Annotated in this window: 15 protein-coding genes; 1 reads left to right on the top strand and 14 read right to left on the bottom strand. The window is 57.5% G+C overall.

Annotated features, from left to right (window positions below; genetic code table 11):
* Positions 1-204: 204 nt before the first annotated feature.
* The 6 genes from AAC599_RS03940 to AAC599_RS03915 all read right to left on the bottom strand — a co-directional run bounded on the left by AAC599_RS03940 (position 205) and on the right by AAC599_RS03915 (position 5,553).
* Positions 205-969 carry an enoyl-CoA hydratase-related protein gene (locus tag AAC599_RS03940; protein ID WP_340149104.1) on the bottom strand — a complete coding sequence of 255 codons (765 nt, stop codon included), beginning with the start codon at positions 967-969 and terminating at the stop codon, positions 205-207.
* Between the two features lie 22 nt (positions 970-991).
* Positions 992-1,816 carry an SDR family NAD(P)-dependent oxidoreductase gene (locus AAC599_RS03935; protein WP_340149103.1) on the bottom strand — a complete coding sequence of 275 codons (825 nt, stop codon included), beginning with the start codon at positions 1,814-1,816 and terminating at the stop codon, positions 992-994.
* 23 nt (positions 1,817-1,839) lie between these two features.
* Entirely contained in the window at positions 1,840-2,259 is a 420-nt protein-coding gene (locus tag AAC599_RS03930; protein ID WP_340149102.1) for a MaoC family dehydratase, read from the bottom strand.
* 8 nt (positions 2,260-2,267) lie between these two features.
* Positions 2,268-2,711, bottom strand: coding sequence for a MaoC family dehydratase N-terminal domain-containing protein (locus AAC599_RS03925; RefSeq protein WP_340149101.1), 444 nt, complete (start codon positions 2,709-2,711; stop codon positions 2,268-2,270).
* Between the two features lie 69 nt (positions 2,712-2,780).
* A complete protein-coding gene (locus tag AAC599_RS03920; RefSeq protein ID WP_340149100.1) occupies positions 2,781-3,962 on the bottom strand; it encodes a lipid-transfer protein in 1,182 nt (393 codons plus the stop codon).
* Between the two features lie 31 nt (positions 3,963-3,993).
* Positions 3,994-5,553 (bottom strand): long-chain fatty acid--CoA ligase, encoded by a 1,560-nt coding sequence (locus AAC599_RS03915; RefSeq protein ID WP_340149099.1) that lies wholly within the window; start codon positions 5,551-5,553, stop codon positions 3,994-3,996.
* Positions 5,554-5,766: 213 nt separating this feature from the next.
* Here AAC599_RS03915 and AAC599_RS03910 point away from each other — a divergent pair, with 213 nt between their 5' ends.
* Positions 5,767-6,375: a TetR/AcrR family transcriptional regulator gene (locus AAC599_RS03910; RefSeq protein WP_340149098.1), complete on the top strand. Its 609-nt coding sequence runs from the start codon at positions 5,767-5,769 to the stop codon at positions 6,373-6,375.
* Positions 6,376-6,399: 24 nt separating this feature from the next.
* Here AAC599_RS03910 and AAC599_RS03905 read toward each other — a convergent pair whose 3' ends face one another.
* From AAC599_RS03905 to AAC599_RS03870, 8 genes are read right to left on the bottom strand one after another with little or no spacing between them, the layout of a single operon-like run.
* The gene (locus AAC599_RS03905) at positions 6,400-7,242 is read right to left on the bottom strand and encodes a sugar phosphate isomerase/epimerase family protein (protein ID WP_340149097.1); all 843 of its coding nucleotides are present in this window, start codon (positions 7,240-7,242) and stop codon (positions 6,400-6,402) included.
* Positions 7,239-8,399, bottom strand: coding sequence for a dihydrodipicolinate synthase family protein (locus AAC599_RS03900; protein WP_340149096.1), 1,161 nt, complete (start codon positions 8,397-8,399; stop codon positions 7,239-7,241). The genes AAC599_RS03905 and AAC599_RS03900 overlap by 4 nt, the downstream gene beginning before the upstream one ends.
* A 4-nt stretch (positions 8,400-8,403) precedes the next feature.
* Positions 8,404-9,552, bottom strand: a complete 1,149-nt coding sequence (locus tag AAC599_RS03895; protein ID WP_340149095.1) for a Gfo/Idh/MocA family oxidoreductase — start codon at positions 9,550-9,552, stop codon at positions 8,404-8,406.
* A gap of 59 nt (positions 9,553-9,611) precedes the next feature.
* Positions 9,612-10,670 carry a dihydrodipicolinate synthase family protein gene (locus tag AAC599_RS03890; protein WP_340149094.1) on the bottom strand — a complete coding sequence of 353 codons (1,059 nt, stop codon included), beginning with the start codon at positions 10,668-10,670 and terminating at the stop codon, positions 9,612-9,614.
* A 4-nt stretch (positions 10,671-10,674) separates the two neighbouring features.
* The gene (locus tag AAC599_RS03885) at positions 10,675-11,349 is read right to left on the bottom strand and encodes a TetR/AcrR family transcriptional regulator (protein ID WP_340149093.1); all 675 of its coding nucleotides are present in this window, start codon (positions 11,347-11,349) and stop codon (positions 10,675-10,677) included.
* A gap of 6 nt (positions 11,350-11,355) precedes the next feature.
* On the bottom strand, positions 11,356-12,381 hold the full coding sequence (locus AAC599_RS03880) for an NAD(P)-dependent oxidoreductase (RefSeq protein ID WP_340149092.1): 1,026 nt from the start codon (positions 12,379-12,381) through the stop codon (positions 11,356-11,358).
* Positions 12,378-13,832, bottom strand: coding sequence for a hypothetical protein (locus AAC599_RS03875; RefSeq protein WP_340149091.1), 1,455 nt, complete (start codon positions 13,830-13,832; stop codon positions 12,378-12,380). The genes AAC599_RS03880 and AAC599_RS03875 overlap by 4 nt, the downstream gene beginning before the upstream one ends.
* Positions 13,829-14,659, bottom strand: a complete 831-nt coding sequence (locus AAC599_RS03870) for a sugar phosphate isomerase/epimerase family protein (protein WP_340149090.1) — start codon at positions 14,657-14,659, stop codon at positions 13,829-13,831. The genes AAC599_RS03875 and AAC599_RS03870 overlap by 4 nt, the downstream gene beginning before the upstream one ends.
* Between the last annotated feature and the right edge of the window lie 3 nt (positions 14,660-14,662).

Genomic DNA, 14,662 nt, shown 5'->3' with positions numbered 1-14,662 from the left:
TAATGATTATCAATAGCGCAGAAAAGAGTCAATCGCATTTTTGCGAATTATTATTAATAAGGCGTATAGCGAGAAGCCGCCAACTAACGGGAAAAGCTGGCAAATTTCGATATGGCGCAGTGCCGGTGATCCCGGTGATCACTGCGGCAGGCAGAGGGGTGATATCGGCTCACGGCAAAAGGCCGAAATCACCCGCAAGGCTTTCTATCGACGGGAGGCAAAAAACCGGGCGATAGAGGCCTTCATTTCCGGGCCCTTGCACACATCGCCCTGGGCATCGCGCTCCAGGTCGAGAAGCCGGGACAATCCCGGTTCCGATGCCTCAAAGATCAGGTTTTTCGTATGGGCCAGCGATTTCGGCGACAGGCTGCTGAGCTTTTGCGCCATCTCGTCCGCCTTGGCCATCAGCTCATCATCTTCGTAAACGCGCCAGACCATGCCCCAGGACAGGGCCTCTTCCGCGGAAATCCGATCGCCGAGGAACATGGCTCCGGCGGCGCGGATCCGACCGACGATACGGGGCAGAAAGATCGTATTACCGGCATCGGGCGTCAGGGCCAGTCCGACGAAAGGCTCATAAAAATAGGCCGATTTCCCGGCTATGACGATGTCGCCCGACAGGGCCAGCCCGACGGACGCACCCGCACAGGGGCCGTTGACAACGCTGATGATCGGCAAGCGGGATTTCCGCATTTTCACGGTCAGCGGATTGAAATGTTCCTCCAGAACCTTGGCGAGATCCGGGACGACATCAGGTTCGATGACAGAGAGATCATATCCCGCCCCGAACGCCCTGCCCTCGCCCGTGAAAACAACGACGCGGACGTCAGGATCATTCTCGACGGCATCGAAAGCAGCCTGCAACTCATCCCCGGTCTGGTCCCGGAGAGCATTCAGCTTGTCAGGACGCCGCATCGTGATTTTTGCAATGCCGTCCGCAATCTCCAGCGAAATATCTTCAAATTCCATCGTGATACTCCTTTGGTTTCCGCTAGATCGTAAGGCCACCGCCGACGATCAGTGTTTGTCCGCTGACGTAGTTGGATTCAGGCGCGCAGAAGAGATAAACACCGTCTGCGGCCTCTTCCGGCGTTCCGGCGCGGCCCATGGGGATCATCATCTGCATGCCCGCCACCAGCTTTTTCGGAATACCAATGCCGACTTCATTGCCTTCGACGACGATGGTTTTCTTCTCGTCCGACGCTTCCGTCAGGCGGGTCTCGATGAAGCCAAAGGCGACGCAGTTGACATTGACCTTCAGCCGCCCCCATTCCTTCGCCATGGTCTTGGTCATCCCGAGGACGCCGGACTTCGCCGAGGAATAATTGATCTGGCCTGCATTCCCGCCCGTCCCGGCGATGGAGGAAATATTGACGATCTTGCGGAAGACCTCCCGGCCTTCTGCGGCCTCTTTTTCGGCCTCGGCGCGGATAAATCCGGACGCGGCGCGGATAACCCGGAACGGGGCCTTCAGGTGAACATCAATCATGGCATCGAACTGCTCATCCCCCATTTTGTGCACCAGGGCGTCCCACGTATAGCCCGCATTGTTGACGATGATATCTACCCCGCCGAAAGCTTCGATCCCGGCCTTGATAAACCCGTCGGCAAAATCGGGATCCGTCACGCTGCCGACGACGGCAATCGCCTCCCCGCCAAGCGCCTCGATCGCACCCACCACTTCATCGGCCGGTTCCTGATCCAGATCATTGACCACGACCTTGGCGCCTTCGCGCGCCAGTTTGAGGGCAACGGCACGGCCAATCCCCCGGCCTGAACCGGTCACATAGGCGACTTTTCCTTCTAGTTTTTTCATTTTCTAACTCTGCTTTTGTTGAATTAAGGAAGGGCGATAACGGCGTCCCCCGCAAGCTTGACATCGCCGTCCTGATTGACGGCCTGCACAGCAATACGAACACGTGCTTCGCCATTTTCTTCAAATTTTTCAGTTATTTCCCCGGAACAGCTAATCCTGTCTTTCAGATGCGTGATCGCGGTAAAACGAACCGCATAGCTCCGTAATGCAGTCTGCGGCACCCAGTTTGTCAGTATCTGCGCAAGATAGGCCATGGACAGCATGCCATGCGCGAACACATCCTCCATCCCCGCGGCCCGCGCAAAATCAATATCGATATGGATCGGGTTATGGTCACCGGAGGCGCCAGCAAACAGGCCGAGCGTTGTTCGGGTAATTTCATCCTTGGTCAACGCCGGGACAACATCGCCGACCTTGACGGATGCATAGGTAACTTCTGACATCTTTCCCCCTATCCGTTCCGCACGACAATGGTGCGGGTCATCTCTGCGACAAGATCGCCATGCTGGTTTGTGGCTTCGGTTTTCTTGACGATGAATTCAAGCGCACCGCCCTTTTTATCGAATATGTCGGTGATCTCGGATTTGAAGGAAATCCTGTCCCCGGCATAGACATCCTTGAAATAGTTGAATTCCTGGGTGCCATGCAGGATCTTGCCGAGGTCAACATCCATGACCGACAGAATCTCAAACGGATCCGGCACTTCCATATCCATCGAGAACAGGAAAGTCGGCGGGGCGGGCAAGGTCGGTAGTCCCGCCGCTTTCGCCGCTTCTTCATCAAAATATATTGGGTTGGTCTCGCCGGTGGCTTTTGCAAAAAACCGGAGGCGGCCCTTTTCAATATCGGCCGTGTGGGCACCGAATTCGCGCCCGATATGGCTGCGGTCAATCATAAGTTCAGCTCACTATTCGAGGGTCAGGAGCGCTTCGCCGAAGCGAAACGCCCCTGTGGGAGGAAGGGTTCAGGCAGTCTGATAGAGCGTAACCACGCACGCACCACCAAGCCCGAGATTATGCTGAAGGGCATTTCTTGCGCCTTCGACCTGCCGGTTGCCGAGATTGCCGCGCAGCTGGTTCACCAACTCGAAGCATTGCGCGAGGCCCGTTGCGCCGAGCGGATGTCCCTTGGAGAGCAACCCGCCGGACGGGTTGGTAACAACCTTGCCGCCATAGGTGTTATCGCCATCCCAGATAAATTTCTCCGCTTCGCCCTCACGGGCCAGGCCGAGCCCCTCATAGGTAATCAGCTCATTTGCGGTAAAGCAGTCATGTAGTTCCACCACGTCGATATCGTCCGGCCCGACACCGCTCATTTCATATACTTTTTTGGCGGCCGCCGCGGTCATGTCATAGCCGACAACCCGCATCATGTCATGATCGCCAAAGGTCGAGGCGAAATCCGATGTCATGGCTTGACCGGCAATGACGACATCGGCATTGATGCCGTGTTTTTTAGCAAATTCTTCCGTGCAAACGATTGCCGCACCTGCGCCACATGTCGGCGGGCAGCATTGCAGGCGTGTCAGGAAACCGGCCACCACGGGCGATTCCAGAACATCCTCGACGGAAATCTCTTTGCGGAAGATAGCTTTCTCGTTATGAACGGCATGCTTGCTGGCCTTAGCGCGGATTTTTGCGAAGGTTTCGTTTTTGGTGCCATATTTCTTCTGATGCTCGATTCCCGCGCCGCCGAACATCTTCAGGGCCATCGGTGAGGTGAAATCCTGCGTCAGTTCATCCGTCAGCTTGTTGAACTTGCCAAGCGGGCTCGGCCGATCAGTCCAGACATCCGCAAGGGCACCGGGGGTCATTTGCTCGAACCCGACAGCAAGGGCGCAATCGACAACGCCGGATTCAACGGCCTGCCGCGCCAGGAACAGGGCGGAGGAGCCGGTGGAGCAGTTGTTGTTGACATTGACAACCGGAATGCCGGTCATCCCGACTTCATACAGAACACGCTGTCCGCAGGTGCTGTCGCCGTAGACATAGCCCGCATAGGCCTGCTGGATCTTGTCATATTTGATGCCCGCATCTTCCAGCGCCATGTTGATCGCCTTGGCGCCCATGACAGGATAATCCTCATTCTGTCCCGGCTTTACAAAGGACGTCATGCCGACGCCCGCAACGACTATTTTCTTACCCATGATATGTCTCTTTCCTGTTTAATGTATAAATCTAGTTGACGTTCCGTTCCTTGCCGCCCCAGTAGGGAGCCCGCAAATCCTTCTTGAGCACCTTGCCCGCCGCCGACAAAGGCATTGGCTCGGTGCGAAATTCCACACTGCGCGGGCATTTGTATCCCGCGATCAGCTCGTGACAATGCTTTATGATATCTTCTTCCGTGGCTGATGCACCGGGCCGGAGTATGACAATGGCATGCACGCTCTCTCCCCATTTGTCACTGGGGATACCAATGGCAGCGCATTCGGCAACAGCCGGATGCTTCGTGACGGCCTGCTCAACTTCCGCGGAGAAGACATTTTCACCGCCGGAAACGATCATGTCCTTGAGCCGGTCGGCGATATAGAGAAATCCTTCCTCATCAAGATAACCCCCGTCACCGGTATAGACCCAGCCGTCCTTGAAGGATTCCGCTGTCTGCTCCGGCTTGTTCCAGTACCCCAGCATCGTGATCGGACCTTTTACCGCAATATGGCCGACGGTGCCGGTTGGCGCTTCATTCCCGTCCTCGTCAACGACCTTCAGCTCGCAGGTAGCGACGGCCTTGCCACAGGACCGAAGCCGTCCGGCATTCGGACCTTCCAGCGTGTGATATTCAGGCGCAAGGATTGTTGCCACGGGGCTTAGCTCGGTCTGGCCATATGCCTGGACGAATTTGGTCTGCGGCAGCTTGTTCATTGCCTCGACAAGGACAGCTTCGCTGATCGCGGACGCACCGTACATAATCGTCTCAAGGGACGAGGTGTCATATTTATCGAAGTCGGGATCTCGTACCAGCATCTGAATCATGGTCGGGACGAGCAGGACATGAGTCGGCCCATGATCCTGCAGCGCCTGAAGCATGCCAGCGGGAGTGAAGCTTGGAATCATGATATGGGTCCCACCGGCAAAGGTCGCCGCCAGCGACCCTGCACCATCGGCGAGGTGGAACATTGGCGCCGCATGCAGATAGCGGGCCCCGTCCTGCATGCAGAATTCCCGGCAGTTGGACAGGTTGCTGATATAAAGGCTCCGGTGGGAGAGCATAACGCCTTTCGGAAACCCGGTCGTGCCGCCGGTGTAATAGATGCCTGCAAGGTCTTCCCCGCCCCGGCCCGCATCTTCAACCGGCGCGGCTGCCTCAACAATGTCGCTGTAGTTCAGCATGCCTTCCGGCGTATCTCCCTCGCCTGCAAATATCAGGGTCTTAAGGCAGCTCGATTTTTCCTGAATTTCCGGAACGATACCGGCAAAATTTTCATCTACCAGCAAGATCTCTGTGCCGGAATCATCAATCGAATAGGTATTCTCCGCCGGTGACCAGCGCAGGTTCATCGGAACGATAACACCGCCGCCCCACAGGACACCGAAGACATACTCAAGATAACGGTCTGAATTGAGCGCCAGCATGGCGACCCGATCCCCGGGCTTCATTCCGACTTTCTGAAGCGCGCCTGCCAGCTTTGCCGTACGTGTTACAAACTCTGACCAGCTATGCTGACGATCCTTGTAGATCGTTGCCATAGCCGTCGGGTTCGCCTGCGCCGCCCGTCTTATCGTTGATGTTAGCTGCATGATTTTATCTCCCATTAAAATCTGTACCGGGCCCTGGATCGATCTGTTTTTGACGTGTTTCGAGGTCAGGATTTCATTTTTTTGGTAATGTAACCCACTAGTGGGTTACACGTCAATATAAATGGTATATACTGATCGGACTTTATGGCTTGCCCTAAGGGGCGCGGTTGTTTAGGGGATAACTGATAACGGTGAAGCGACAAGGCAGGGACGATGGTTTGGACTGACGTAACTTTGAACAGGGACGATCCGCGAGAGCAGAAACGCATGGCGGTTCTTCGTACCGGGGCACGGCTCTTCAACGCCCGCGGATTTGACCGGACATCGCTCGACGATATTGCTTCCGAGTTGAATGTCTCCAAGCGGACGCTTTATTATTACGTCAAAAATAAAGATGATATTCTGTTCGAATGCAGCCGGCTCGCACTTGAGTTCATGCAGGAAGCCACGGATAACAGCAAGAATCTGGATATGCCGCCGCTTGATCGGCTCGCCATCGTCATGCGGAGCTATATGGATTTGCTCTCCAACGAATTTGGCGCCTGCCTTGTCCTGTCTAAGGACCGGGTACTGTCAAACGACAGCCAGAAAATACTCCGCAGCGGGCGGCGCGCGCTCGACCGGACAGTCCGCGAACTGATCGAACAGGGAGTTGCGGATGGAACCATCGTCCCGTACGAGCCAAAACTCGCCGCCGCCGCCCTGTTCGGCGCGTTCAACTGGGTGCCGCACTGGCATGGCGAGGGAGATCGCGAGGATTATGCGGAGATTGCCGATAATTTCCTTGCGATATTTCTGGAAGGCCTGCGGGTGCGCGGCTGAGCCGCAATTGCATCCACCGTCAAATCAGACAACCGTCAGGGAGCGTTCCTTGCAGACCTCAACGACTTCCGCCGGGTCCCGTTTCCACCAGTCGAGTTCCGAGAAAATCTCAACCTCGTGAAAGCCGTCATAGCCTGACTGCTCAACCCAGCCGCGCAGCAGCGGAATATCGATTACGCCGTCGCCCATCATACCCCGATCCATGAGCAAATCCCGCGTCGGCACGAGCCAGTCACAGACATGAAAGGCGAGCAGGCGTTCCTTTCCGGCGCGCTTGATCTGGTTCTGCAATTCGGTATCCCACCAGACATGATAGACGTCGACCGCCACACCGATCCCCTCCCCCGCACGATCACAGATATCGAGGGCATGACCCATTGTATTGACGCAGGCGCGGTCCGCCGCATACATGGGATGTAGGGGTTCAATGGCCATCTTCACCCCGGCGGCGCGGGCTTCGGGCAGAAGCGTATTGATCGCCTCCTCCACCATGGCATGGGCGCCTGCGAGGTCCTTCGATCCCGCGGGCAATCCGCCAACGACCAGCACCAGACATTGCGCCTGCAAGGTCGCCGCCTCCTCAATGGCCCGGCGGTTATCGTCGAGCATGGCCAGCCTGCCTGCCTCATTGGCCCAGGGAAACATGCCCCCACGGCAGACACCGGTCACGGTCAGTTCCGCGTCCCGGATGGCCTTTGCTGCATTGGCAAGCCCCATCTCTGCAATCTGGTCCCGCCAGGGGGAAATTCCGCCGACACCGGCACGGGCGTAACCGTCGATCGCCTGCGAGAGGGTCCATTGCGCGCGCGTCGTCGCCGTATTGATGGAGAGACGGGAATGATCCGTAATCGGGCGGGCCTTGCTCATTGCGCAACCCCTCTCACCGACATGACGGCGGCACATCGCGCCGCCGCCAGATCAGGATCGGCAAAGAGACCGGCCTTATCCGCCAGACGGAAAAGCTCGGCCAGATGCTGAGTGGAGCGGGCACTCTCCTGACCACCGATCATGGTGAAATGATCCTGATGACCGTTGAGATAGGCCATGAACACGACGCCGGTCTTATAGAAGTTCGTCGGCGCCTTGAAGATATGACGCGAGAGCGGAACCGTCGGCGCAAACAGTCGATCATATTCCGCTGTCTCTTCCGCCGCCAGATGCCCGAGCGCCGCCGCCGCGACAGGCGCAATCACATCGAAAATACCAAGGAGCGCATGGCTGTATCCCTGCTCATCGCCCTTGATCAGGGCCGGATAGTTGAAATCATCGCCGGTATACATGCTGACCCCTTCCGGCAGCCGGCGGCGCATCTTGATTTCCTTCTGATCGTCGAGGAGGGAGATTTTAATCCCCTCCACCTTTGCGGCGTTATTTTCAAGAATGCCAAGGCAGCTATCCATGGCGGTATCGAGATTTTCCGATCCCCAATATCCCTTCAAGGCCGGATCGAACATATCGCCGAGCCAATGGATAAGCACCGGCTCCCGCACCTGAGAGAGGAGACGGTCATAGACTTTCGCGTAATCCTCCGGCCCTTTTGCCACCTTGGTCAGCGCCCGGCTCGCCATCAGAACGAGCTTGCCGCCGAGCTTTTCAATGGCCTCAATCTGGGTTTCATAGGCCGCAATCACGTCATCAAGCGATTTGGCCGCCGCCGGGTCCAGATGATCCGTCCCGCAGCCGCAGGCGATTTTATCTTCTGGTCCAGCCGCCTCCAACGCATGGCGGATCAACTCGAGGCTCTCCGCCCAATGCAGACCGCCGCCGCGCTGCGCCGTGTCCATGGCCTCGGCAACCCCGAAGCCCAGATCCCAGAGATGCCGCCGATAGGCGATTGTCCGGTCCCAGTCGATCGCGGGCTTGAGCCAGGGGTCGTTATCCGCAAAGGGATCGGCCACCACATGCGCCGCCGCATAGGCAATGCGGTTGCGCGCACCCGTTACCTTTGGCGGCTCAACCGGCGTACCGGTCAGGCTGTAGCGTTCGGTTTTCCCATCAAATGTGGGCAGGATCAGGCTGGTCATCAGATTATTTCCCCAGTTCCGGAACGTCGATAAAGCGTTTCTCGTCCCAGCTCTTGAGTGCGAGCTCCGCAAACTGAACCCCCTTGCAGGCCTCCATCAAAGTCCAGCGGAACGGCGTGTCCAGAACGACATGGCGCAAGAACAATTCCCATTGTGCCTTGAAGGCGTTATTGAACGGCTCCCTCTCCGGGATCAGTTGCCAGTCATCGAAGAAATTCATTTTCTGCTTCTCATCGGGGTTCCAGACCGGCTTCGGCGTCGTTTCCCGCGGCTGGATGCGGCAATCCGTCAGGCCCGCCACGGCAGAGCCATGAGTACCATTGACATGGAAGGTAACAAGATCATCCCGTCGGACACGCGTGCACCAGCTGCTGGCAATCTGAACAATCGCGCCGTTTTTCAGCTCGACAATCGCATAGGCCGCATCATCGGCCGTGGCGTCATACCGATCGCCATTCTCGTCCCAACGCTCGGGGATATGGATGGCGCCGCGGCAGACGACCGAACTGACATCACCAAACAGATTGTCAATGACATAGCGCCAGTGACACATCATATCGAGGATCACCCCGCCGCCGTCCTCCTTGCGGTAGTTCCAGGAGGGGCGCTGCGCCGGTGTCCAGTCGCCCTCAAACACCCAGTACCCGAAATCAATCCGGACATCGAGGATCCGGCCAAGGGCGCCATTGTCGATGGCCTGTTTCAGCTTCAGCAGCCCCGGCAGCCAGAGCTTGTCCTGCACCGCGCCGTTTTTCACGCCAGCCGCCTCCGCCGTCCGGGCAAGATCGAGAGCAACCTCAAGGTTGTCGGCGATCGGCTTCTCGCAATATACATGCTTGCCCGCCGCAATCGCCTTTTTCAGCAACTCTGCCCGCATCTGCGTGGAGCCTGCATCGAAGAAAATCGTATCATCCGGATTTCCCAGGGCCTCATCGAGATTATCCGTCCAGCGCTCAACGCCATACTCCTTCGCCAGATGCTCAACCTTTGCGGCATTACGGCCGACGAGAATGGGATCCGGCATCAACCGGTCACCGTTCGGCAACGGCATACCCTTTTCGGCGCGAATGGCCAGAATGGAGCGGATCAGATGCTGGTTCATCCCCATTCTGCCCGTGACCCCATGCATGATGATCCCAATCCTGCGTTCCATTCAAATATTCCTTTCAATCCAATCCGTTGCGTTTCGTGTTTTCGAAACAAAATTATGCGTCAGTCCGTCAGCCATCTGTCGAGATTCTGCCGGACAAAGTCATCGTCATTCAGTTCAGGGTATGATTTGTACACCCGGTCAATTTCCGCAAGTTGCCCTGGCCCCAGGTCTTCGTCGGGATCAAGACACCAGATTCCTTCCAGCAATCCCTGCCGCCGCAGCACTTCATGCAGTCCGGCGATCACGCCGACATAATCATTCGCCGCATCGAAGAAAGCTCCATTGCTGTCGGTTACCGCCGCATCCCGGGTCCACCAGGAGGCCGGCACCGTTTCCTGACCTCGAATGGCAGAGACTTCCTCGACGAGTTCCACCGCCTTGCGGGTCCAGACGGACCAATGGCCGAGCAACCCGCCGACGATATTCATTGTCTCCGTCTGGCCATTGATCCGGACGGGAAAGGGCGTCATCAGGTCGCCGACGATATGATCATCATTCCCGGTATAGAGGGTGATGCGATCTTTCGCCCCGGCGTCGGCCACGCCGCGCACCACATCGAGGGTTTTGTAACGGTTGAACGGAGCCATCTTGATACCGATCACATTCTCGATCTCCGCAAACCGCTTCCAGAATTCATACGGCAGGTTGCGCCCGCCCACAGCGGGCTGCAGATAGAACCCGACGACCGGCATGACATCGGCAACTTTCCGGCAATGCGCGACCAGTTCATCGACACTGGCATTGTTAAGCGCCGCAAGCCCCAGAAGAACGGCGTGATAGCCGAAAGATTTTGCCATTTTGGCTTCGGCCAACGCCTGCTCCGTCTTGCCGACAACTCCGGCAACCATGAACGGCGTCCGCTCGATCCAGCTGTCCGCTTCTTCCGCTGCGAGTTTCAGGACCGGCTCATAAAGCCCGACATCACGAATGGCGAACTGGGTTGTGTGCACGCCGACCGCAATGCCCGCCGACCCGGCATCGAGGTAGTATCGGCTCAGCGCGCGCTGACGCCGCGGATCGAGCTCGCGTTTGCTGTTAAGCGCAAGCGGCTGTGCGGGAATAACGCCGCCGCGCCGAAATACCGACAGGGTGTGTTCCGGAATATCATCGATACGCATTCTCTTATTTCCTTGATTTGCCGGTGGGAACCGGCGGTTGTGTTACCGGATGGCACAGATATCCGAGGATAACCTCCACGACATGATGGCGCCGCTTGTCCAGCTCCCCGCGCGAGGAGAGGTCGCGGCCGAATATCTCCGACAGGGTATGCATGTTCGAAAAATAGAGATAGGAGACACCGGCGATCGAGATATAAAGCTCGACCGGGTCCACGTCGGGCCGGAAATCCCCTTCCTTCACCCCTCTCTCGAGGACCTTCGAAATGATATCGACCAATGGCATGTTCAGTGTCAGGACGGAGTCGCTGGACTTCGCATGCACCGCGCCATGCAGATTTTCCTCATTCAGGATGGCCATGAATTCCGGATGGGTCTCGAACCAGTCGAAGCTGAACGTACAGAGTTCTGCCATCGCCTCAATCGGATCGCGTCCCGTCAGGTCCAGCCCTTCCTCGGCACTTCGGATATCCAGATATATCTTCTCAAGCACTGCCTGAAAAAGTCCGTCCTTGCTATTGAAATAATGGAACAACATACGCTTGCTGACACCAGCGGCGCGCGCAATCTCGTCCGTCCGCGCGCCTTCAACCCCTTTGTTTGCGAACTCAGCCGTCGCCGCATCAAGAATCTGCTTGCGGGTGCGTTCGGGGTTGCGGGTGCGTGGCGTGGCGGTTCCCATGGCGGATCAGTAGTTCCCGTCATTCACTTCGAAATGAGTCGGTTTGCCAAGGCTGGTCTGACCGCGTTCTACCCAGTCCGCCGTCCAGTCAATCAGCTTGGCCAGCGGTACGGAGGGATAGCCGAACAGATGCTGCTGCTCGTTGGTATTGACAAGCCAGGCTGTTGCGCCTTCCTCCCCTTCGAACAACGCTTTCTTGCCGAACTTGCGGGCGAACAGTTCCGCAACCGAACGAATGCTCGTGACTTCCGGGCCCGAAATATTGATCGGCGTCATTGGCGTCTCGGCATGGGCAAGACACCGAAGCGCGCAGGCGTTGGCGTCGCCCTGCCAGATGATATTCACGTGACCCATGGCAAGGGAAACCGGCTCCCCCTTGAGAACCGCCTGCGCTACATCATGAAGCACGCCATAGCGCATATCGATGGCATAGGAGAGACGGAACAACCGGCCCGGCGTATTATGCTTCTCTGAAAAATACTGAAAGAGACGCTCCCGCCCGACGCAGGAATTTGCATACTCGCCCTGCGGGGTCGGCAGGACATCCTCGGTCGCGCCCTGATGACGGACATCGACAAAGGGATACACGCACGCCGTTGAGAATGCCACAATCCGGCTGGTCGTAAAATGACTGGCGACCAGCGCCGGAACATGGCTGTTCATGGCCCATGTCAGCGGCTCGTTGCCGCCTGCCCCGAACTTCATGCCCGCCATGAAGATCACATTCTCCGTCACCTCCAGTTGCCGGACGGCGACCTCATCGAGAAGATCGCAGACCACTGTCTCGATACCGGCATCTTCCAGTTCGCGGCGGACACTCTCGTCCGAGAAACGGGCGACGCCGATTATCCTGCGATCCGGGTCTGCGCGCTTCGCCATGCGGGCGAGCGACGGACCCATCTTTCCCCCGATGCCGAGGATGGTAATGGCACCCGGAGCCTTGGCAAGGTCTTCCGCCAGGCCGGGAACCGGCCGGGTCATGAACTCTTCAAGCTCTGCTACATTTTCAAAACGCTCTGGCATAAGTGTCATGGTTTCGTCTCCAGCATCGTAAAACTCCAGTCCTCTTCCGGTATACCGTCATCGAGGTCCGGATGATCGCGAACACCCAAACCCGGCACCTGAAGCGACCGTACATCCAACAGCCCGTCCTTGATCCAGAGGGCGCCGATATCTTCATGACTGACATACAGCCCCGCGTGATGATCCAGCGCCGCCTCGCGTTCAGCCGCGGGCAGATGGGCTAGGCCGGCAAAATAATGATGACCGTTCCGCTCGACATGCGGAATGCCGAGCGTAGCGACAACGGCGAGATCAGCCTGCAATGGCACAACAGCCAGATTTGTCAAATCCTCGGCCGAGAGGAAATATTGCGGTCGGCCAATTGCCGTGTTACGGACCGCCGCCAGCCCCGTATTGATCAGCGAGCGATAAACGCCCTTGCAATTCTTGTGGCTTACGCCGTCATAGCCAAGGGCAATGGCATCAAAAAACGCCTCCGCCCAGCCATCTGCCTCATCGATCAGCAGTGGCTTGCCGATTGCAGCCATGGCGTCCACGGGCAGCGCCGAGGCCATCGCCACATCGCGGTGCAGCGGCTGTTCGATAAAGAGGACAGAATCCCAGAGATCTTTGAGCGCGGGCGTTGACTTGATCCTGTCAACCAGGGCCACGAAATCCTCAAGATTTTTATATTGCTCGTTGCCATCGAAGGTCATTTCAATCGGGCGTCCGGTCGCCGAGACAACCGCCGCAATCTGGCTGAGCCTGTCGATATCTTCTTCGATCTGGCCGCCGACCTTCACTTTCAGATAATCGACCTTGTCAACAGCGAGATATTCTTCCAGCGTCACAGGGAAGCCGTCATTTGGCGCATCGGCTTCCTTGTCGGCGGCGGAGATAGGATCCACCAGCCCGACCGTATGCCGGAGCGCAATCTGCTCAAGCGGTTGTTTCGGAAGCGCGCCGAGAACATCGGCGTAGCTTACTTCCGGCAACAATGCCGCCGGGTCGATGCCGAGAGAATTCTCCCGCACCATCTGGTCGAATGTCTGGCCCGTCCGCCGCCCCACGGCGTCCATCACGGCGCGTTCCATCATCGAGCTCGCGAAAGAGGCACCGAGCCGGTTGAAGCCACGGGCAAGCGATTTCGCCTCAATCTCTTCGCGGGTGGAGAACCACAGGCCATAGGGCGTGCCATATCCTGCTTCGGCATAGACGGCGCGCGCATCGCGCATCGCCTGAAGCAAATCAGCCACGTTGTCGGCCGGTGTTTTCTCGGGCGATTTGTCGAACCATTTATAGGCCAGGAAATCACTGGCCACCCCTGCGGCCCGGGCACTGTTTTCGAATTCGACCTCGACCTGCAGGATGCCCACCGGCGCGGCTTCCATCGTCACAACACCGAAACGGAACGGAAGGCGAGTAAAGGCATTGCGGACAACGACGCGGCTGTTAATAACGCGCAATTTCGGCGCACTCATGTCAAATTCTCCATTATACCGTGGATATATCCCGCGGCGACCGCCGCCGTCGTCACACCATCGGGCTCATACACAAAAGGTTCCACCGCAACGATCCCGTCATAGCCGACGTCCTTCAGGGCCTGAAAGACCGGGGTGAATTTATTCTCCCCCTGCCCCGGCGCCCGCTGGTTCGTGTCATTGACCTGAATATGGGCAACCCGCCCGGTCGGCAGCCATTGACGCACCAGTGCGTCAACCGGTTGTTCTTCCGTCAGGCCCGCCGAGGACGTATCAATCATTGTCTTAAAGGCAGAAGAATTGACCGCATCGACAATCACCGCCGCCTCATCAACCGTATTGACGAAATCCGTCTGGTTCCGGCTCAACGGTTCAAGGCAATAGGTGACACCGGCGGCCCGCGACCAGCTTGCGATCCGCTCAAAACAGTCCGAAGCGTTGTCCCGTGCCCCCTCCGGTGTTGCGGCCTGCGACAGCAACCGCTGTTTAGGCGATCCATGCACCAAAACCGATCCGCCCATACCGGCGCAAAGCTCGATCAAATGTTGCAGCAGAGCAAGGGTCTTGCCTCTCAGTTCCTTGTCATCGGTTGTCAGCGACAGTCCCGCCGGGGCGACAAGAAGCCAGTGCAGACCGGTGATTTCAATCCCGTGATCCTCCGCAATCCGCCGATGCTCGGCGGCGTCAGCGTCGGTAATGGAAAACGGATCATCCGAGATCGTAAAGGGCGCAACCTCCAATCCCTTGTACCCCAGCGCAGCGGCAATCCTGCATTGATCCGGAAACGGATAGTCCCGCAATACTTCATTGCACAAACTCAGTAACATTCT

This window comes from uncultured Sneathiella sp., assembly GCF_963976355.1.
GTDB lineage: Bacteria > Pseudomonadota > Alphaproteobacteria > Sneathiellales > Sneathiellaceae > Sneathiella.
Note: the sequence above shows the minus strand (reverse complement) of the source record. Positions and strands in the feature narration are given on the sequence as shown.